Annotated in this window: 20 protein-coding genes; 9 read left to right on the top strand and 11 right to left on the bottom strand. The window is 67.5% G+C overall.

Going from position 1 to position 18,021, the window contains the following annotated elements; all coding sequences use genetic code 11:
- Nucleotides 1-39: 39 nt before the first annotated feature.
- The 4 genes from AC5P7U_RS05435 to AC5P7U_RS05420 all read right to left on the bottom strand — a co-directional run bounded on the left by AC5P7U_RS05435 (nucleotide 40) and on the right by AC5P7U_RS05420 (nucleotide 5,076).
- Nucleotides 40-210: a hypothetical protein gene (locus AC5P7U_RS05435; RefSeq protein WP_166671564.1), complete on the bottom strand. Its 171-nt coding sequence runs from the start codon at nucleotides 208-210 to the stop codon at nucleotides 40-42.
- Nucleotides 211-430: 220 nt separating this feature from the next.
- Nucleotides 431-2,962 (bottom strand): methyl-accepting chemotaxis protein, encoded by a 2,532-nt coding sequence (locus AC5P7U_RS05430; RefSeq protein WP_197563918.1) that lies wholly within the window; start codon nucleotides 2,960-2,962, stop codon nucleotides 431-433.
- A gap of 210 nt (nucleotides 2,963-3,172) precedes the next feature.
- Nucleotides 3,173-4,066 carry an NAD-dependent epimerase/dehydratase family protein gene (locus AC5P7U_RS05425; RefSeq protein ID WP_049457933.1) on the bottom strand — a complete coding sequence of 298 codons (894 nt, stop codon included), beginning with the start codon at nucleotides 4,064-4,066 and terminating at the stop codon, nucleotides 3,173-3,175.
- A gap of 98 nt (nucleotides 4,067-4,164) precedes the next feature.
- Nucleotides 4,165-5,076, bottom strand: a complete 912-nt coding sequence (locus tag AC5P7U_RS05420) for a S41 family peptidase (RefSeq protein WP_006472004.1) — start codon at nucleotides 5,074-5,076, stop codon at nucleotides 4,165-4,167.
- Nucleotides 5,077-5,126: 50 nt separating this feature from the next.
- On the opposite strand from AC5P7U_RS05420, the gene AC5P7U_RS05415 reads away from it, so the two are divergent.
- Both AC5P7U_RS05415 and AC5P7U_RS05410 read left to right on the top strand, forming a co-directional pair.
- Nucleotides 5,127-5,591, top strand: coding sequence for a MarR family winged helix-turn-helix transcriptional regulator (locus AC5P7U_RS05415; protein ID WP_053510155.1), 465 nt, complete (start codon nucleotides 5,127-5,129; stop codon nucleotides 5,589-5,591).
- Between the two features lie 163 nt (nucleotides 5,592-5,754).
- A complete protein-coding gene (locus tag AC5P7U_RS05410) occupies nucleotides 5,755-6,057 on the top strand; it encodes a KGG domain-containing protein (protein WP_006472006.1) in 303 nt (100 codons plus the stop codon).
- A gap of 11 nt (nucleotides 6,058-6,068) precedes the next feature.
- Here the strand turns inward: AC5P7U_RS05410 and AC5P7U_RS05405 are convergent, their stop codons facing one another.
- Complete coding sequence (locus AC5P7U_RS05405; protein ID WP_006472007.1) at nucleotides 6,069-7,541, bottom strand: MFS transporter; 1,473 nt, start codon at nucleotides 7,539-7,541, stop codon at nucleotides 6,069-6,071.
- Between the two features lie 125 nt (nucleotides 7,542-7,666).
- Between AC5P7U_RS05405 and AC5P7U_RS05400 the strand changes: the two genes are divergently transcribed.
- Nucleotides 7,667-8,284, top strand: coding sequence for a TetR family transcriptional regulator (locus AC5P7U_RS05400; protein ID WP_197563917.1), 618 nt, complete (start codon nucleotides 7,667-7,669; stop codon nucleotides 8,282-8,284).
- 15 nt (nucleotides 8,285-8,299) lie between these two features.
- Here the strand turns inward: AC5P7U_RS05400 and AC5P7U_RS05395 are convergent, their stop codons facing one another.
- The gene (locus tag AC5P7U_RS05395; protein WP_006472020.1) at nucleotides 8,300-8,650 is read right to left on the bottom strand and encodes a VOC family protein; all 351 of its coding nucleotides are present in this window, start codon (nucleotides 8,648-8,650) and stop codon (nucleotides 8,300-8,302) included.
- Nucleotides 8,651-8,772: 122 nt separating this feature from the next.
- The gene (locus AC5P7U_RS05390; protein WP_006472022.1) at nucleotides 8,773-8,973 is read right to left on the bottom strand and encodes a hypothetical protein; all 201 of its coding nucleotides are present in this window, start codon (nucleotides 8,971-8,973) and stop codon (nucleotides 8,773-8,775) included.
- 188 nt (nucleotides 8,974-9,161) lie between these two features.
- On the opposite strand from AC5P7U_RS05390, the gene AC5P7U_RS05385 reads away from it, so the two are divergent.
- Nucleotides 9,162-12,521 carry an autotransporter domain-containing protein gene (locus tag AC5P7U_RS05385; RefSeq protein ID WP_197563916.1) on the top strand — a complete coding sequence of 1,120 codons (3,360 nt, stop codon included), beginning with the start codon at nucleotides 9,162-9,164 and terminating at the stop codon, nucleotides 12,519-12,521.
- Nucleotides 12,522-12,670: 149 nt separating this feature from the next.
- Here AC5P7U_RS05385 and AC5P7U_RS05380 read toward each other — a convergent pair whose 3' ends face one another.
- Nucleotides 12,671-13,123 carry a PA2169 family four-helix-bundle protein gene (locus AC5P7U_RS05380; protein WP_008267995.1) on the bottom strand — a complete coding sequence of 151 codons (453 nt, stop codon included), beginning with the start codon at nucleotides 13,121-13,123 and terminating at the stop codon, nucleotides 12,671-12,673.
- A gap of 473 nt (nucleotides 13,124-13,596) precedes the next feature.
- Between AC5P7U_RS05380 and AC5P7U_RS05375 the strand changes: the two genes are divergently transcribed.
- Nucleotides 13,597-14,238, top strand: coding sequence for a glutathione S-transferase N-terminal domain-containing protein (locus tag AC5P7U_RS05375; protein WP_197563915.1), 642 nt, complete (start codon nucleotides 13,597-13,599; stop codon nucleotides 14,236-14,238).
- Nucleotides 14,239-14,261: 23 nt separating this feature from the next.
- Here the strand turns inward: AC5P7U_RS05375 and AC5P7U_RS05370 are convergent, their stop codons facing one another.
- Both AC5P7U_RS05370 and AC5P7U_RS05365 read right to left on the bottom strand, forming a co-directional pair.
- Nucleotides 14,262-14,669, bottom strand: a complete 408-nt coding sequence (locus AC5P7U_RS05370) for a hypothetical protein (protein ID WP_006472185.1) — start codon at nucleotides 14,667-14,669, stop codon at nucleotides 14,262-14,264.
- Between the two features lie 49 nt (nucleotides 14,670-14,718).
- Nucleotides 14,719-15,138 carry an H-NS histone family protein gene (locus tag AC5P7U_RS05365; RefSeq protein ID WP_008264957.1) on the bottom strand — a complete coding sequence of 140 codons (420 nt, stop codon included), beginning with the start codon at nucleotides 15,136-15,138 and terminating at the stop codon, nucleotides 14,719-14,721.
- Nucleotides 15,139-15,258: 120 nt separating this feature from the next.
- On the opposite strand from AC5P7U_RS05365, the gene AC5P7U_RS05360 reads away from it, so the two are divergent.
- The gene (locus tag AC5P7U_RS05360) at nucleotides 15,259-15,651 is read left to right on the top strand and encodes a DoxX family membrane protein (RefSeq protein ID WP_197563914.1); all 393 of its coding nucleotides are present in this window, start codon (nucleotides 15,259-15,261) and stop codon (nucleotides 15,649-15,651) included.
- A gap of 22 nt (nucleotides 15,652-15,673) precedes the next feature.
- Here AC5P7U_RS05360 and AC5P7U_RS05355 read toward each other — a convergent pair whose 3' ends face one another.
- Entirely contained in the window at nucleotides 15,674-16,363 is a 690-nt protein-coding gene (locus AC5P7U_RS05355; protein ID WP_006472188.1) for a hypothetical protein, read from the bottom strand.
- Nucleotides 16,364-16,562: 199 nt separating this feature from the next.
- Between AC5P7U_RS05355 and AC5P7U_RS05350 the strand changes: the two genes are divergently transcribed.
- The 3 genes from AC5P7U_RS05350 (at nucleotide 16,563) to AC5P7U_RS05340 (ending at nucleotide 17,930) form a co-directional block, all read left to right on the top strand.
- Complete coding sequence (locus AC5P7U_RS05350; protein WP_495220850.1) at nucleotides 16,563-16,847, top strand: hypothetical protein; 285 nt, start codon at nucleotides 16,563-16,565, stop codon at nucleotides 16,845-16,847.
- A 92-nt stretch (nucleotides 16,848-16,939) separates the two neighbouring features.
- Nucleotides 16,940-17,191: a hypothetical protein gene (locus tag AC5P7U_RS05345; protein ID WP_006472189.1), complete on the top strand. Its 252-nt coding sequence runs from the start codon at nucleotides 16,940-16,942 to the stop codon at nucleotides 17,189-17,191.
- 178 nt (nucleotides 17,192-17,369) lie between these two features.
- Nucleotides 17,370-17,930 carry a fasciclin domain-containing protein gene (locus AC5P7U_RS05340; RefSeq protein ID WP_197563913.1) on the top strand — a complete coding sequence of 187 codons (561 nt, stop codon included), beginning with the start codon at nucleotides 17,370-17,372 and terminating at the stop codon, nucleotides 17,928-17,930.
- Nucleotides 17,931-18,021 lie beyond the last annotated feature (91 nt).

Here is an 18,021-nt window from a genome sequence, read left to right as displayed (position 1 = left end):
GCGCTGGCGGTGGGCCAGCGCGATCGACGGTGTTGCGGGTTACTCGCTTTCCAGTGCGGCCGGTGCCGCAGTGCGCGTGGCGGCCGTGCGTGCACGGTCCATCGCCACCGCCAGTTGCTGGCGTGCGAGCAGTTGTTGTGCCTGCACCACTTCAGGTGTCGGCAGGAGCACCGGTCCCGGTGCGTTTTCCGGTGTAGCAGGTGTGGTCATGCAACCTCCATGGACATCCCGCCGCCGCACGGATTCAGCTGGGGCGGCAGCGGAACTGCGCACCCTATCCTAAAAACAAGGCGGATGGGTGACGGTGCGGCGCCCGGCCGCAGCGCCGCAGCGGCCATACGCTTGGATTCCCGGTGCCGGGGCGCATTCCTGAACCCGTTGCCGTGTGCACGGTTCATCGCCATGACCGCCCCGGCCGCCGCCCGAGGGCTCACGCCGCGCGGCGTGCCACCGCCACCGGCCCGGCCTGCAGGCGGAAGCGCGACACCGCCACCGCCAGCTGCTCGGCCTGCTCCTCCATCGCCCGCGCGGCGGCACTGGCTTCCTCCACCAGCGCAGCGTTCTGCTGGGTGGTCTCGTCCATCTGCACCACGGTCTGGTTGACCTGCTCGATGCCGGCCGACTGCTCGCGCGAGGCGGCCGAGATCTCGGCCATGATTTCATTTACCCGCCCGACCTGGCCGACGATCTCCTGCATGGTGCGACCGGCGCCATGCACCAGTTCCGCGCCGGCGCCGACCTGCGCGACCGAGGCGTCGATCAGCTCCTTGATCTCCTTGGCTGCGCCGGCCGAGCGCTGCGCCAGCGCGCGCACTTCGCTGGCAACCACGGCAAAGCCGCGGCCCTGCTCACCGGCACGTGCCGCTTCCACTGCGGCGTTCAGCGCCAGGATGTTGGTCTGGAACGCGATGCCATCGATCACCGAGATGATCTCGGCAATGCGCTGCGACGAGGCCTCGATCTGCTCCATGGTCTGCACCACCTGGCTGACCACCTGTCCACCTTCGCTGGCCACGCCGGCCGCGGAACCGGCCAGCGTGTTGGCCTGCAGCGCGTGATCGGCGTTCTGGCGCACGGTGGAGGTCAGTTCCTCCATCGACGCGGCAGTCTCTTCCAGGTTCGCGGCCTGCTGCTCGGTACGCCGCGACAGGTCGCTGTTGCCGGCGGCGATCTCGCCGGCTGCCAGGCGGATGCTGGCTGCGGACTGCTGGATCTGCCCGACGATCCCGGTCAGCTGCTGCACGGTGCTGTTGGCGTCGTCGCGCATCACCGCGAACACCCCGTGGAAGTCACCCTGCATGCGGGCAGTGAGGTCACCGGCGGCGATCGCACGCAGCAGCGTCGACAGCTCGGCCAGGTTGTGGTCGCTGACCTGCATCATGGTGTTGAGCGTTTCCACCATGCGGCGGAAGTCGTGGTCGAAGCGCAGCGCATCGCCACGCACCGCGAAATCACCGGCAGCTGCAGCTGCGGCCAGCTGCTGGATCTGATCGTTGATCGCGGCCAGGTTGCTCTTGGTGGTGGCCATCGCGGCGCTGAACACGGCCTTCTCGCCCGGCAGCGCCTCCATGTCCACGCTGAGGTCGCCCACGGCATAGCGCTGCATCACTTCCACCAGGCGCTGGGTGACCGCATTGCTGGAGGCCACCAGCTGGTTGCTGTCGGCCACCATGCGGCCGTACTCGCCCGGGAACACCGACGCGTCCATCCGGTAGCTGAGCTCGCCGGCGTCATGACGGCGTGCCATTTCCGCCTGCGCGGCCATCACCGCCTGCAGCTGGCCGCGCATGCCCTGCATCGCCTCCAGCAGGCGGCCCACTTCGTCATTGCCGCGCGCCGGCACGGTGCTGTCCAGCTTGCCCGCGGCGACATCGCCAGCCACGCGCACGGCTTCGGCCAGCGGGCGGATCGCCAGCCGGCGCAGCAGCACGTAGACACCCGCGCTCAGGGCCAGGGCCGCCACCACGCCGACCAGCAGGGTCAGCCACAACAGCTGGCGCGCCTCGGCCACGATCACCGCATGCGGCATCACCACGCCCAGCGCGAAACGCTGCGGGGCGTCGCCCACGCGCAGCGGCACATAGACGCGCACGTTGCCGGCGGCATCCGGGGTGAAGGCTTCGAAGCGGCGGTCGGCGGCGATGTCCGCCAGCATGCTGCGGGTCAGCGCGTCGCTGCGCGGCTTGCCGATCTCGGCGGCGTTGGCCGAGGCCAGCACCACGCCCTTGGGCGAAAGCAGTTCGACACGGCCGGCGCCCATCGGCGTCAGCGTGGCCAGGTGCTTCTGCAGCGCCGCCAGCGAGAAGTCGACGGTGAACACGCCGAGGAAGGTGCCCTTCTCGATGATCGGCGTGCTCAGTGTGCTCATCAGCACCTGCTGGCCGCCGATGTCATAGGCGTAGGGTTCACTGACCTTGGGCAGCTTGTCGCGGCTGGGATCCATGTACCAGTCGGCCGAACCGTCGGCGGCTTCGGTGTAGTCCGTCATCGGCGACTGCTGCGGTGCGCCGTCCTGCCAGGCCCAGTAGCTCATGTAGCGGCCGGTGGCATCGTGCGCCTCGGTGTTGACGAACTCGGCGTCCTTGCCGTCGAACGCATCGGCTTCCCACATGGTGCTCTTGCCCAGCCATTCCGGATGGGTGCGCAGCTGCTCGCCGAGCACCGCCGCCAGGCTGGCGCGGTCGGGTACATCGCCGCGCGCACGCTGGGCGAGTACGGCTTCGACCATCGCGTCGTTGCTGGCGAAGGCCGTGCCCAGATCGGCTGCGACCTGGCGCGCCTCGGCATTGGCTTCGCTGGTCATGGTCTGGCGCGAGGCATCGATCAGGCTGGCACTGGCCTGGCGGTAGATCAGGAACGCGGTCAGGCCGAAGCACAGCAGCGCGATCACGGCGGTGCCCAGCATCAGCTTGTGGGCGATGCTGCCCGGACGGCGGGCAGCGGCGGAACGGGAAGGAGGCATGGAAGGGTCCGCTAGGCAGTTCAGGATGACCGGTACCGCGAGGGCACCGCGCAGGCGCGCGATCCGTCGCGCAGGCCGCCGGTCGCCGGGGCACGCCCGGCGCTGGAAGCGCACCGGGTTAGCGGCCGCCCGCCGACGAGGTTGAGGCGGCCCGCCTGCACATTCCTGAATCTGCTCAGGGACAAGTCAACAACCCGCCCCGCGGCCGCCCTATTCGGCTACGCGGTCCTTGATCCACTGCGCCCGCGGCAGCACTTCGATGCTGCCCGCGGCGTACTGCTGCAGCACATCGTCCGGGCCGAAGCGCGGCTGCCAGCCCAGCTCGCTGCGGAGCCGGGCACTGTCGTAGACGCGGTCGATGCTCAGCGGCAGCGGCCAGCCGCGGCGGTCGAACTCGGCCAGCAGCTGCGGCACGCGCCGGGCCAGCACGTTGCGCGGCTGGGTGGCCAGTTCCAGGCAGTCCTCACGCCGGAACGGCGTCGGCGCACAGGCGATGTAGCGGGCGAAGGCGGCGCCGTCATCAAGCAGCAGCGCGGCATGCGCGCTGGCCACGTCACGCGCGTCGATGCCACGGTGCAGGCGGAACATCGCCATGCGCTCGGGCGGCTCCGGGAAGCAACGGCCCATGCGCAGCACGCGCACGCTGAAGCCCGGCGTGGCGGCGGCCACGGCCAGGGCTTCGGCCTGCAGCTTGCTGCGGTGGTAGATCGTGCGCGGCAAGGGCTCGGTGTCTTCATCGATCCAGCGGCAGCCTCCCGCCACCACCGCATGCCCGTACAGCGCGGTGGTACTGGTCAGCACGAACCGCCGCGCACCGGCCTCGCGCGCGGCCTGCAGCAGGTGCGCGGTGGCCTCCACGTTGATCTGCTGGAACACCGCATCCGGCACCAGCCCCACATGCGGTGCGTGCAGGGCGGCGGTGTGGATCACTGCATCGACGCCACGGACAGCGCGTTCCACGGCCTGGCGATCGGTGACATCGGCGATGATGCGGGTGGTGGCGAACGGGCTGCGATCCAGCCCCACCACTTCGTGGGTGGCCGCAAGCGCGCCGAAGATCGCACGCCCGATCCGTCCGGAACTGCCGGTCAACAGAATCTTCATTGAGTCCATTCGCTCGAAGCGCCCGGGAAGTACCGGGATGATTCGATTCTAGGCAAGCAGCATGTCGTCTGCGATAGCCGGATGTTGCAAAAACGCGTTCATCGTGGCGGCGTTGGCGGCGCCAGCAGTTGCCGCGCGATGAACAGCGGATCATCGCCGCCGGGCACATCCGGCGTGATGCCGGTTCGTTCCCAGTTGCTGCCGGTACGCAGGTTGATCGGCTGACGGTCCGGAATGCTGATCTGATAACCATCGGGCAGCTGCACAGGATCATCGAACATGTGCGCGGCGCCACCGCTGCGGCTACCGACGATGCGCGCGCGCGCCACCGCCTGCAGCGAGTACGCGACGAACTCGGCCGCCGAGCCGGTGCGACGGTCGATCAGCACCACCAGCGGCTTCAGGTAGGGCGGCAGGCTGGCCGGCGGCAACCGCACCGCGGTGCGCCGCCCGCGCTGCTCCAGCGCCTGTACCTCGGTGATTCCAGGCTCCAGCAGGGTGCGCACCAGCAGATCCGCGCTGCCATCATCACCGCCGCCGTTCTGGCGCAGGTCCAGCACCAGGCCGTCGGTATCGGCCAGCAGGCTGAACGCTGCCGCCAGCTTTGGCCGGGCGAGGTCGAGCGGATAGAAGGTACTCAGGCGCAGGTAGCCGATGTTGCCCTCCAGCACCCGTACCTCGCGCACGCCGGCACCATTGCCGCGCGCGTCCGCGCGCCATGCCATCAGCCAGTCGTCCTGGCCGGCATCGGCGTCCGCGCGTTCCACATGGAAGTGGCCATCGAACACGTCCAGATCCTGGTTCAGGCGTGCACTGAACGCCTGCGGGTCCGCGCAGCTGTCCGCATAGCGCCGCTGGCTGGACCAGCCGCGCACCGCTGCGGCAATGCGGGCACCCTCGGCCTCGTCCAGGTACTGCGCCTGTATTGCGGTGGCCGCAGCCTGCAGCACCGCATCCTGGGACGGGCATGCCGCCGCCAGCAACGCACCCAGCACCCACGAAACCGCCATGACCCCATCCCGCATTGATGATGTATAAGCACTTATATATCATCGCGATCATGGATCTCCAACACGCCACCCTGGGGACGCTGCTGCGCGCCCTGCTCGATCAGCTCGACCCGGCCGTCGAACAGGCCTACCGCGATCTGCAGCTGGACTATCGGCCGCGCTACACCCCGGTGCTGCGCACGCTGATGGCGCAGGGGCCGTGCCGCATCAAGGACCTGGCATTGGCCTGCGGACTCAGCCATTCGGCGCTCAGCCAGACCGTAGCAGCGATGGTGCGCGACGGCTGGCTGCACAGCGCCATCGGTGAAGACAGCCGCGAACGCATCCTGCAGTTGAGCCCGCATGCGCTGCAGGCCGTGCCGGCGCTGCAGGCCCAGTGGCAGGCCACCGCGCGTGCAGCACGCAGCCTGGAGGCCGACCTCGGCCAATCGCTGGAACAGGTGCTGCGCAGCGCCTTGCAGGCGCTCGAACAACGCCCCTTCGCGCAGCGCCTGCGCGAGGCACGCGAAGACTGACACGGTTCGGCCCCACTGCGGCCGAGGGCGGCCGGCCGCTTGAACCCGGTGCGCAGGCCGCGTGAAGACAGCTGCAAGGATGGCGACCTGGACTTAGCGCGCGATGGCCAAGCATGGCCGCTGTCGTCGACGACGGCGACGCCCACACCGCAGGAGGATTCACATGACTGGCCAGAACCCGCGCAGCTCCACCCGGGGCTTCGCCTCGATGGACGGGGACAAGCAACGTGCGATCGCCGCCAAGGGCGGACGCGCCGCGCATGCCTCCGGCAACGCGCATGAATTCAGTTCGGACGAGGCCCGCGTCGCCGGCCGCAAGGGCGGCGAGGCGATCAGCCGCGATCGGCAGCACATGGCGGCGATCGGCCGCGAGGGCGGCCACGCGCGCCACGCCAACGCACGCCAGCAGCAGCAACTGGCGTCGCTCGACCCAGCCGCAAAGGATCCGCAACGCCAGCAGGGATGAACGCTGCGCGGTCAGTGCGCAAGGCGAAGTCGGCGCAGACCGATGGCCGCAAGCAGGGCCAGCACGCCTGCCACCGCCATCGCGCAGCCGAAGCCACTGGCCATCGCACTGCGGTACCACGCCATCACCTGGGGCGTGGAGTACGACGAGCTCGGGTGCAGGGTCAGCCCGCGTGCATGGGCCGCCAGCGCTGGCTGCCCGGCGGCCAGTGCGGACGCGGCAAACTCGCGTACCGCACGCAGGCCCATCAGGTTGCCCAGCAGCGCGATGCCCAGGCTCATGCCCGCCTGGCGCAATGCATTCATCGTGGCTGACGCAATGCCCGCGCGCTCGGCCGGTACCTGGGCCATGACCGCCATGCCGGTTGCAGGTACCGCCAGCCCCATGCCGATGCCCAGCAGCATCAGCAAGGCACTGGCCTGCCAGGGCGACGTTTCGGGCTGCAACGTGGCCATCGCGCACAGCGCCACGGCAACCAGCACATAACCGCAGACCAGCGCGGTGTGCAGCCCCACGCGTACCACCAGGCGACCGAACAACAACGAGACGACGCCCATCAACAGGAACTGCGGCACCAGCTGCGAGCCTGCCGAGGCTGCGCTGAGCCCCTGCGCCTGCTGGAAGAACAGGGACAGGAAAAACAGGCTCGCATAGGCGGTGAATCCCAGCACGAACGAAGCCAGGTTGAGCATGCCGAAACGGCGATCGGCAAACAGGTCCAGCGGCAGCAGCGGGCGTGCCACCCGGCGTTCGACCAGGCCGAACAACACCAGCCCGGCACCGGCGATGCCCAGCGCCGACAGCGTTGCCGGCGCCATCAGGCCCTGCTCGCCGATCGCGATCAGGCCATAGCTCAGTGCACCCAGTGCAACGACGCTTAGCAGTTGCCCCGCCGGGTCCAGCGCTGCATGGTGTGGATGCCGCCGCTCCGGGATACCCCACGCGCCGAGCACGAGGGCAAGCAGGCCCAGCGGCAGGTTGATCAGGAAGATGCTCGGCCAGCCGGCGCGCTGCACCAGCACGCCGCCCAACAGCGGGCCCAGTACCAGAGCCAGCGCACTGAACGCCGACCAGCCCCCGATTGCACGCGCACGCTGGCGCGGATCGGGGAACGCATGGCTGAGGATCGGCATGGCGCTGGGAATCAGCAGCGCACCGGCGATGCCCTGCACCACCCGCCCGGCCACCAGCGTCTGCAGGTTGCCGGCGCAGGCGCACAGCAACGACCCCAGGGTGAAGGTGGCGACGCTGAGCAGCCACATCCGCCGATGCCCATAGCGATCACCGAGCGGGCCCGCTGACAGCATCAGGGCCGACAACACGATGGCATACGCATTGATCACCCACTGCAGGCCGGCCATGTCGGTGTCCAGCGCCTGCTGCAGGGTCGGCAGGGCGACGTTGACGATGCTGATGTCCAGCGAGGCGAGGAAGGTGCCGAGGTAGGCCGCCAGCACCAGGGCCGGTCGTCGCAAGCGTTGCATGTTCGGATCCCGGGGGAGGATGTGCCCGCATCCTATCCACTGACTGACCGTCGGTCAATGACCGGCGGTCAGTCACTCCCGTGGCAGGGCTAGAATGGCGGCCGACGCACCCGGACCCAGCCACGATGCAGACCCCCGCTGCCGCCAGGCCTCGCACCAAGCCCGCCGAAACCCGCCAGGAAGAACTGATGGACGCCGCGCAGGCGCTGTTCCTGTCCCAGGGCGTGGAGGCCACCACCGTCAGTGACATCGTGGCCGCAGCCGACGTGGCCAAGGGCACCTTCTATACCTACTTCGCCTCGCGCAGCGACATCCTGCAGGCATTGGCGCAGCGCTATACCCGGCACTTCATCGAGGACGTCGACCAGGCCGTGCAGCAGCACCCCGCCGCTGATGGGGTGGCACGCCTGCGCGCGTGGATCCGCGCCAACATCGAGATCTACGTGCGCACGCACGCCGTGCACGATGTGGTCTTCGCCCATCACCATCATCACCAGCGCGGCAATGCCGAACGCAATGCGATCCAGCAGCAGCTGCTGTCGATTCTTGAAACAGGAATGACCGCCGGCCTGTGGCAGTTGCCGTCGCCGCAGGTCACCGCCTCGCTGATCTATGCCGGCGTGCATGGCGCCACCGATGACCTGATCGCCGCACCCGCGCAGGACGCCGACGCCTTCATTGCCGCCGTGGTGGACGATTGCCTGCGCATGGTCGGCGTAGCGCCGGCCGCGACGCATCCCTGACCCGCAACCCTCCGCTCAGCAATGGGCGAGGATGTTCAACAGCCTCCCGAACGGATCGCGCACGAAGAAGCGGCGCACGCCCCAGGGTTCATCGGCCGGGCCGTACTCCAGCGCGATGCCGGCCGCGCGCATGCGCTCCAGCACTTCCTGCAGATTGTCCACCTCGATCGACAGGTCCGGCACCGCGGTGCCGGAGCCGCCTTCACTGGCAAAACTGACCTGCGCAAGGGCACTGCCCTGCCCGCCGTGGGTGACGATCCAGCCGTGGTCCATCACCACCGGCATGCCGAGCAGGTCGCCATAGAAGGCAGTGGCGCGTTGCGGATCGGGCGTGGCGATGTTGGCAACGACGCGCCTGACAGCCATGGCATTTCCCTCTCCCGGAAGACGCATCGAGAGTACCGCATCGATGCCAGCGTCACCTCCTGCAACAGAAGAGCCCCGTCGATGACGGGGCTCCGGACGGCTCAGAGCTTAAATGGCGCGACTCACACGCCCATGCACAGGTCCACCACGCAGGTGTTGTAGGCCTGCTGGCACTCACCGGCATCCACACCGCTGGCCAGGCACATCTGATAGGCCCGCCAGCACGGCTTGTCACAGGGCTCGACCGGCCCTGCCACTGCCACCGAACCGGTGCAGGCCAGCGCGAACACCGCACCGGCGACCATCTTCTTCAATGCACGCATCGTCATCACTCCTTGATAAGCCTGGTGAGCCCAGGCCGGACCACCGTAGCCGGGCCACCGGGAGGCGAAGTGAACACCCGCGTCACGAATCCTTAACCAGTTCATAAAATTTCCTTCACACGACTGGGGGGCATCGGCCTGCCTTGGCGTTAACGGCGTTGTTGTCCGTCAACCAAGGAAGTTGTCCGATGAATCACCCGCTGTACGGCCGTTCGTCCCGCTCCCTCCCGCATCGCCCGCTGGCACTTGCTGTTGCCAGCTCGCTGCTGCTGGCCACCACCTTGCCGGCGATGGCCAGCGAATCACTCGATGCCTGGCAGCATCAGCGCCAGCTGCAGGCAGCCTGGGCGCGGCCCGTCGCCGATGTGTCGTCGGCTTCCACGGCGCCCACCGCCACTGCGCCTGCAACGGGAAACAGCGCCCTGCTCGGCAAACCCGGCGATGCAGCCAGCTGGCGCAGCGATGAATTCAACGCCGATTGGGGACTGGGTGCGATGGGCGCCGATTACGCCTACGCGCGCGGCCTGACCGGCCAGGGCGTGCGCCTGGCCCTGTTCGATTCAGGCTCGGCACTGGCACACCCCGAATTTGCCGGGCGCAACACCTCCAGCATCACCATCGGTGCGGACTGCGCCACGCCCGGCGTGGTGGCCGGTGCCGGTGCATGCGGCCAGACCCGTGGCGAGCAGCCGGGCTACAACTACTACGGCCTCGGCCCCGGTGTTCCCGCCGCGCTGGCCGCACGGCTGATCGCCGCAGGCCAGCCCTATGGCTTCAGCTACGCCGACCATGGCACCCACGTGCTGGGCACCATCGGTGCCAACCGTGATGGCAAGGGCATGCACGGCGTGGCCTTCGGCTCGAACCTGACCGCTGCCCGCGTCTTCGGTGATACCTATTACGAGTGGCGCCTGGACCCTGACAATTTCTATCGCCCGCGTGCGCTGTACCGCACCGATCCGGATGATGCCGCCACGCTGGACATGTATGCGCAGGTCCAGGCGCAGGGCGTGCGCGCCATCAACCACAGCTGGGGCATCTCCACCCGCAACATGACCGCCGCCGCGCTGGATGCGCAGTATGCGGCGATCGGTGATGGCTACGACGTGTATGGCAGCATCTATGCCGGCAGCGGCGACAAGCCGGGCTCCACGCTGATCCAGGTCTGGTCGGCCGGCAACGGCAGTGGTGCGGTGGCCGGCATCACCGCGTCGATGCCGCGCTGGAAGCCGGAGATCGAACCCTACTGGCTGGCGGTGGCCAACGTGCGCCGACCCAATGCCGCCGCTGGCGAAACCGACTACGTGATCGACGGCAGCTCCAGCATCTGCGGTGTCGCCGCCAACTGGTGCATCTCCGCCCCGGGCACCGACATCCTCAGCACCATCGTGTCCGGCGAAATCAAGGGCCGCATCGAGAACACCTCGGCGTACGTGCGGCTGATCATCGACAGCGAGAACACCCAGTACACCTACGGCACCAAGACCGGCACGTCGATGGCCGCACCACACATCACCGGCGCCCTCGGCCTGTTGATGGAGCGCTTCCCGTACCTGGACAACGCCCAGGTACGCGATGTGCTGCTGACCACCGCGCGCGATCTGGGGGCGGCAGGCATCGACCCCATCTACGGCTGGGGCATGGTCGACCTGCGCAAGGCCATCGAAGGCTATGGATCGCTGCGGGTGGATACCAACGTAGTGATGAACCAGAGGGCCGGTGGCCTGAAGGTGTGGGAAGGCGATGCATGGGATGACTGGACCAACGCCATCGGCGGCCCCGGCAAGCTGACCAAATCCGGCATCGGCTGGCTGCGCCTGAGCGGCGACAACACCTTCAACGGTGCTGTACTGCGCGAGGGCACGCTGGAGTTGAACGGCAGCAACGCGCTCACCTCGGCGGTCGACGTGCAGGGTGGCCAGTTCCTGCTCAACGGCAGCCTGGTCTCCACCGCGCTCACCACCCACGGCGGCGTCAGCACGGTCAGCGCCAGCGGCGTGCTGAAGAACAGCAACCTGACGGTCGACGGCGGCGTGGTGTCCTTCAACGGCACGCAGACCGGTGGCACCACCACGGTCGGCGCCAACGGCGTGCTGAAGGGCGTCGGCACGCTGGGCAGCACCCGCGTCGATGGCACCATCGCCCCCGGCAACTCCATCGGCACGCTCACCATCAACGGCAACTACGTGCAGGGCGCCAGCGGCGTGTTTGCCGCCGAACTGGCCCCGGGCGGGCGCAGCGACCAGCTGCACGTGACCGGCAGCGCGACCCTCGGCGGCACCCTGGTGGCATTGCCGGAACCGGGCACCTACTACCTCGGCGAGCAGTTCAACTTCATCCGCGCCGACGGCGGCGTCAGCGGCCAGTTCGCCAGGACCGATTTCAGCGCGTTCTCGCCGTTCCTGCAGTTCAGCCTGGCCTACGGTGCCAACGGCGCCCGCATCGACGTCGCACGCGGCGCGCTGCTGGCCAGCGCGGCCAGCACGCCGAACCAACGCGCGGTCGCCGCGGCCGCCGACGTGCTGGCGATCAACCAGGGCCTGCCCAAGCCGCTCACCCAGCTGTTCCCGCAGCAGGTGGGCGGCGTGCTGGACGGCATCGGTGGCGAACTGCACGCTGCCACCGCGCTGGCGCTGGTCGAAGGCAGCCGCCATGTCCGTGATGCCGCGCTGTCGCGCCGCGCCGGCACGGCGGCACCCGGTGCGGAGCCGGGCGACGCCACCGGTGCATGGGTGCAGGCCATCGGCGGCAACGGCAAGCTGGATGGCAATTCCAACACCGCGCGCACCGACACCAACAGCAACGGCGTGCTGGTCGGCGTCGACCGCGAGTTCGGCGGCTGGCAGATCGGCGTATTGGCCGGTACTGGCCGCACCGACGTGAAGCAGCAGGAGCGTCGCGCCCGGTCGAAGATCGACAACACCCACTTCGGTGCCTACGCCAGCCACAACTGGGGCGGTTTCGGCCTGCGTGGCGGCGTCGCATGGAGCCGCAACGAAGTGAAGAGCAACCGCGACGTGGCCTTTGCCGGTTTCAGTGACAGCCTGAGCGCGCGCTACAACGCACACACCCGCCAAGCCTTCATCGAAGCAGGCTACCGCTTCGGCGGCGCCGAGGGTGGCCTGGAGCCGTACCTGCAGGTCGCACGCGTGGAAGTGGACCTCAAGCAGATCGACGAGCGCGGCGGTGCGGCGGCACTGCACGGCAAGGTGGACGACACCGGCACCACGGTCGCCACCGCCGGCGTGCGCTTCGACAAGGGCCTGAAGGCATCGTTCCAGCAGGACAGCTGGCTGCACCTGCGCGGTGGCGTGGGCTATCGCCGCGCCTCGGGTGACCGCAGCCAGGTGGCCAACCTCGCCTTCGCCAACAGCACCACGACGTTCGCGGTCGAGGGTGCACCGATTGCCGACAATGCGGTCGTGGCCGAACTGGGCCTGTCGGCCTGGCTGACCCCGCGGCAGCAGCTGGAGCTGGGCTACAGCGGCCAGTTCGGCAGCGAAAGCCGCGATCACGGTGCCAATGCCCGCTGGTCGATCCGCTTCTAGTCACGTGCCCGGTTAGTCACGCGCTCTCTTGACGGGTTGGGGCGGCCTCGCGGCCGCCCCTTTTTTATGCGCGTTCCCTGGACAAAGGTGGCCGGGGCAGATCACTGCCCCGGCCGCGGCGGCCCCGGGGAGAAGGCCGCCTTCAAGCGTCAGGCTGCCTTCATCGCGTGCTTGCGCGCGCGCATGACGTTGTGGCATTCCTGCACGTCCGGCAGCAGCTGGGTCACTTCCTGGCGCACGGCCGGCGGCAGATCGTTCTCCTTCAGCACATCCTTGAACGCGCCGAGCAGGCGATCTTCGGATTCTTCCAGCTCGGCCACGTAGCCGTAGTTGGTATCACCGAAGGCAGCGCGCACCTTGCCGTAGAACTGCTGCATCGAGCCGACGACAGTACCGTGCTCGGCCGGCTTGCCACCGCTGGCAGCGACCGAGCCGCTCAGTGCCGCAACGATGCGGCCCTTGACGCCGGCAATGCGGGTGAACAGTGCCGACAGCTCGGCATCCTTCACCTTGGTCGCGGCTTCTTCATAGAAGGACTTGCCATCACGGGCGATCTCGATCAGGTCGTTGAGGCGATGTTCGATGGTGGACTGGGTGCTCATGTCATTGCTCCTGTGTGGTCGATTCCGTGGGAGAGAGGCAGCGGTGAGTGCTGCCTGCGGGACCACTGTGGACAGGGTCATGTGCTTCGTGGGTGAGCATTGATTGATGCATGCATCACCTCGCCCAACCCGCACTGACCGCTTCACGCCACGGTGGTGTTGCGTTCACGCGGACGTGTCCGCGCCTGCTTCACCAGGGGATGAAAAGAATGACCAGAACGATGACGAGCACCGCGGCAAGCGCTGCCATCAGCACGTTTCGCTGGCGCCAGCTGGGCTTCGGTTTTCCTGGGGTATTCATGGATGCACACCTGTTTCTGCGGATGACCCCGCCAGCGTGATGGATCTGAATCAGTGCCCGCGTAGAGGGCACGTGCATGCGACGTGCACGCGCCGGAGCGTATGTCGATTCCAGGCGCTGTCGTTCGTCGGAACACTGGAAGCCAGGCCCGTCGGCCTGCAGGAGCCTCCCGATGTGTCCCATCCTCACTGCCTTCGCCACCTCCCCCGACCGCGGGCAGGGCCTGGCCCGCGACATGCGCGTGCGCTGGGCGCTGGAAGAGCTGGGCGTGGCCTACGACGTGCAGTTGCTGACTTTTGCGGAGATGAAGCAGCCCGCCCACCTCGCAAGAAATCCATTTGGGCAGATTCCCACCTGGCAGGACGGCGGCCAGGTCCTGTTCGAATCGGGCGCCATCGTCCTGCACCTGGCCGAACAGTACCCGGGCCTGTTGCCGCGCACTCCGGATGCGCGCATGCGCGCGATCATGTGGATGTTCGCCGCGCTGAACACGGTGGAGCCGCCGATTGTTGAACGCTCGATGGCCTGGGTACTGGAGCGCGGGCAGCCCTGGTATGCGCAGCGGCTACCGATGCTCGATGAGCGGGTGCGGACGCGGCTGGCGCAGTTGTCCGCAGCGCTGGGTGATTCCGCCTGGCTGGACGGCGGATTCAGCGCGGGCGACCTGATGATGGTGGCGGTGCTGCTGCGGCTGAAGAGCAGCGGCCTGCTCGATGAATTCCCGCAGGTGAGCGACTACGTGGACCGGGCAACGCAGCGACCCGCCTACCAGCGCGCGTTCGCCGCGCAGCGGGCGGTGTTCCAGAACGGGTAGTTCCGCGCCCGGCGTGGAAACACTCAGCGCGGCCTGGGCCGGCAGGCGGCCTGTACCAGCATCAGCTGTGCCACCAGGATCAGCATCGCGCACCCGGACAACAGCCACGGATCGATGTACCACTGCGCGTTGAAGCTGAACTCTCCGGCGGAGATCCGCTTCCAGCCGTTGAAGTGCTGCATGGCGGCCACCACGAAAGCGAAGCCGCCTGAGGTGTACGCAAGCCAGGGCACGATGAGGCCGCCCGGCCGCGCGAACAGCATCAACAGCCCCAGCACGCCGATCACCGTGCGCTGCACGCGGCAGTAGGGGCAGACGTAGGCCAGCCCGCTCCATTCCACGGACCAGGCCAGCAGGCTGACCAGCACCGACAGGCCTGCGGCAAGGTACAGCCACCTCGGCGTGATCGTCATGCTGCCGCTGTATGCCATTGCCTGCTCCTTCGTTCAGAGACCCGGGCAGGGTAGCAGCGCCACCGGGTCAATCCTTCTTGAAGACCGTGCGCTTGCCGATCGGACTGCTCTTGCGCGCCGTCGGCTTGGCCAGGCCTGGAATGAGGAAGTCGGTGACCTTGTGGCCCTTCTGGACCTTGGCGGCCAGCCAGCGCGGCATGCGACCACGGCCGGACCAGGTAAGCCGCTTGTACTCCGGGTCGCGGTACTTGGCCGCCACTTTTCCGGTCCTGCGCCGTGCCGGCTTCCGGCGCGGGGCGGCCTCTTCGATGGCCTCTCCGCCGAACAGCTCCTCCAGGGTATACCCCGCTTCGGCCGCTGCGGCCTTCAGCAGGCGGCGTACCGCACTGGCCGGGCGGCGGTTGGAAATCAGCTGTTTCCGCTGTTCAGCGGCAACCACCAGGGCGCCCAGCTCGCGAAGGCTGAGCGATTCAATATCAATCGTCATGCGGGAAAGGTCTACCGCGCCGCGGCGGCTGTCAAGGCATCCTGATGCCCGGGCATACACACAGGCTTCACCGCCGCTGGGCTCCGATCGCCTTCGCACGCCATCTCCGAGGACATCGACGTGAGCACCTCATCGCATTCGCTCGCCTACCTGCTTGCACGCCTGCTGCTGATGGCGCTGTTCCTGGTTTCCGGCATCGGCAAGCTCGGCGACCCCGGTGCCACCCGGGGCTACATGGAAGCGATGGGCGTGCCGGGCATCCTGCTGTGGCCGACCATCGTCTTCGAGATCGGCAGCGGGCTCTGCATCCTGCTCGGCTTCCAGACCCGCCTGGTGTCGGTGGTGCTGGCGGGTTTCAGCCTGGTGACCGCTTTCATCTTCCACCACAACGTCGCCGACCCGACCCAGCAGATCATGTTCCTGAAGAACCTGGGGCTGGCCGGTGGATTCCTGCTGCTGGCCTGTACCGGTGCCGGGCGTTACAGCATTGATGGGCGTGGGCGGCGCGGCTAGGCGCTGATCCGCCGCCTGCGCGCTAGCGGCGGAGCTCCGCCTCGGGTGCCAGCGTGTGGATCACCTTGCCCTGCGCATCGAGGAACTCGATTGCACCGTAGCCTTCGGCGGTGACCGTCAGGCGTAGGCGCGTGCGGTCTGACCTGTCGTTCAGGGCAATGGCCGGCGTGCCATCAGCGCCAACCACCAGGCCGATGCGCGTGGGTGCCTGCACGCCGGGAATCAGCTTGTTGCCCAATGCAGGTTCACGGATCAGCTTCGGCGCCTGGTTGATCGAGAAGCTCACTCCGCCGTCCGGTGATACCCGCCACCCGATCGCGTCCATCGCCGGATGATCCAGCGCCAGCACCGACATCCCGCCGTCGACATCGGCGGTGCCGAAGCCACCGCGCTCGCTGCCCTTGTCGTCGTACAGCACCATCCCGGCCACGTTGAACGCGCGTTTGTACTGCAGGCCATCGATGATCGGCGCCGGTGTCCTGCCGGACAACGTCATGCGGATCACGCCGGTGTCGTCGACGATATCGATCCGCCGCGCGGTGATGCGTTCGTGGTCCGGCGTTTCCACGCGTGTCTGCGGTGCCTTGTCCACGATCAAACGCTGCAGGGTTTCAACCGAAGGGCGCCTGGGTGAATCGGAAGACTCTTCAGCTGCGGCAGGCACGGCGGCGAGGGTGGTCAGAACGACGAACGTGCAGGCACTGCGCTTCATGCGGGCTCCTGGTCGGACGGATCGGCGGAAGCCGCATCATGCCACTCTTCCGGAGGATGCTCCGACGAGTGCACAGTGCTCTGGCGAGCAGGGGCCCACACTCCATCATTGGAAGCAAGCCCCCGGCGCTGCATGCATTCTTAATTCTTCAGATTTCCATCAAGCACCCTGCGCCCCATGCCGGCCGCAAAGCAGCATGATGAGCGCCCCATTCAAGTCAGGGTTTCCGTTCATCTCCATGCGTGACATCGGACAGTTCTACGTAACCAGCGTCGAGGGAGTGACGCGCGCGGACGGCACACTCCTGCAGGTCACTCGCATCGATTGCGCCTGCATCAAGTGCTCGTGGCAGTTCAGGGCGATACCCAATCATGGACTGGTCGATCTTGATGGGGCCGCGGCCCTCAGTTGCCCGACCTGCGGCAATCACCAGTCCGTCAGCCGGGCACGGCTCGAAGAGCTCAATCGACGCAACGGCGAATAGCCAGCGCTTGGACCTTCCATCAACATCGCACCGACGCTGCCGATACCTGTTCGGCGCTAGCCTTCAGTCAACCGATATCTGCCGGCCTTCCCATGAGTCATACCGGACTGTTTCAGATCACCAACCTGACGTACAAAGCCGGAGAGCACGGCACTCTGGCGCGGGCACTGCAGATCGTAGCGACGTGCACGGCCTGCGGCGCTACGAGCGTGTGGGGCGAAGATGAGATGGAACATGTAGCCGGGGGAACCGTGCTGGCCTGCCGCAACTGTGGCGTCCGCCAGGCCATCAGCAACGCGCGCCTTTCAAGCAGCCCATCCGACATCCGTCATCCGCGCCGCTGAGTGGCACGCGGTTCGTATCGCGTAGCGCACCGTCAGGCGCAGGCGTTCACCCGGCTTTTACAGCGCGCCGCCACCTCGGGCGAAGAAGCACCCAGATGCATCTGCCTGCATCCAAGCACCGCGCCCCCGCGTATGTAGGATGCCCGCGCCTTGCGGGCCTCCCATAGAGGAACGCGCCGTGAAAGCTCTTCAGCGGATAGCCGCCACCGTAAGCTTCGCCGTACTCGTTTCAGCAACTTCACTGAGCTTCGCCGCCAACACCGTGATGGTGGGCGGAGCGGAGATGTATCCCAGCAAGACCATTGTCCAGAACGCCATCAACTCCAAGGACCACACCACCCTGGTCGCCGCGGTCAAGGCAGCCGGGCTGGTCGATACCCTCAATGGTGCGGGCCCCTTCACCGTTTTCGCACCCACCAATGCAGCCTTCAGCAAGTTGCCCGCAGGCACGGTCGATACGCTGGTAAAGCCTGAAAACAAGGCGCAGTTGACCAAGATCCTGACCTACCACGTGGTGCCGGGCAACTACAGTTCCGCGCAACTGATGGCCGATGCCAGGAAGCACGGCGGCAAGGCCATGCTGAAGACCGTTGAAGGTGAGTCGCTTACCGTCGCGCTGCATGACGGCAAGCTATGGGTCATTGATGCCAAGGGTGGCAAGGCGGGAATCAGCATTGCCGATGTCGGCCAGTCCAATGGCGTGATCCACGTGATCGACACCGTGTTGATGCCGAAGTAACGGCGACCGGCGGGTGGAGCATAAGCGCGGCAGTCGCACAGCGGCTGCCGCCGTCGCCTCCCTTGAACCGGAATCACGGCTGCGAAGCGGA

This window comes from Stenotrophomonas sp. YJH_SMC_57 (genome assembly GCF_059369755.1).
Note: the sequence above shows the minus strand (reverse complement) of the source record. Positions and strands in the feature narration are given on the sequence as shown.

Coding starts and splice junctions, on each gene's coding strand:
- AC5P7U_RS05435 (WP_166671564.1), bottom strand. CDS start 210: ATGACCACACCTGCTACACCGGAAAACGCACCGGGACCGGTGCTCCTG.
- AC5P7U_RS05430 (WP_197563918.1), bottom strand. CDS start 2,962: ATGCCTCCTTCCCGTTCCGCCGCTGCCCGCCGTCCGGGCAGCATCGCC.
- AC5P7U_RS05425 (WP_049457933.1), bottom strand. CDS start 4,066: ATGAAGATTCTGTTGACCGGCAGTTCCGGACGGATCGGGCGTGCGATC.
- AC5P7U_RS05420 (WP_006472004.1), bottom strand. CDS start 5,076: ATGGCGGTTTCGTGGGTGCTGGGTGCGTTGCTGGCGGCGGCATGCCCG.
- AC5P7U_RS05415 (WP_053510155.1), top strand. CDS start 5,127: ATGGATCTCCAACACGCCACCCTGGGGACGCTGCTGCGCGCCCTGCTC.
- AC5P7U_RS05410 (WP_006472006.1), top strand. CDS start 5,755: ATGACTGGCCAGAACCCGCGCAGCTCCACCCGGGGCTTCGCCTCGATG.
- AC5P7U_RS05405 (WP_006472007.1), bottom strand. CDS start 7,541: ATGCAACGCTTGCGACGACCGGCCCTGGTGCTGGCGGCCTACCTCGGC.
- AC5P7U_RS05400 (WP_197563917.1), top strand. CDS start 7,667: ATGCAGACCCCCGCTGCCGCCAGGCCTCGCACCAAGCCCGCCGAAACC.
- AC5P7U_RS05395 (WP_006472020.1), bottom strand. CDS start 8,650: ATGGCTGTCAGGCGCGTCGTTGCCAACATCGCCACGCCCGATCCGCAA.
- AC5P7U_RS05390 (WP_006472022.1), bottom strand. CDS start 8,973: ATGCGTGCATTGAAGAAGATGGTCGCCGGTGCGGTGTTCGCGCTGGCC.
- AC5P7U_RS05385 (WP_197563916.1), top strand. CDS start 9,162: ATGAATCACCCGCTGTACGGCCGTTCGTCCCGCTCCCTCCCGCATCGC.
- AC5P7U_RS05380 (WP_008267995.1), bottom strand. CDS start 13,123: ATGAGCACCCAGTCCACCATCGAACATCGCCTCAACGACCTGATCGAG.
- AC5P7U_RS05375 (WP_197563915.1), top strand. CDS start 13,597: ATGTGTCCCATCCTCACTGCCTTCGCCACCTCCCCCGACCGCGGGCAG.
- AC5P7U_RS05370 (WP_006472185.1), bottom strand. CDS start 14,669: ATGGCATACAGCGGCAGCATGACGATCACGCCGAGGTGGCTGTACCTT.
- AC5P7U_RS05365 (WP_008264957.1), bottom strand. CDS start 15,138: ATGACGATTGATATTGAATCGCTCAGCCTTCGCGAGCTGGGCGCCCTG.
- AC5P7U_RS05355 (WP_006472188.1), bottom strand. CDS start 16,363: ATGAAGCGCAGTGCCTGCACGTTCGTCGTTCTGACCACCCTCGCCGCC.
- AC5P7U_RS05350 (WP_495220850.1), top strand. CDS start 16,563: ATGAGCGCCCCATTCAAGTCAGGGTTTCCGTTCATCTCCATGCGTGAC.
- AC5P7U_RS05345 (WP_006472189.1), top strand. CDS start 16,940: ATGAGTCATACCGGACTGTTTCAGATCACCAACCTGACGTACAAAGCC.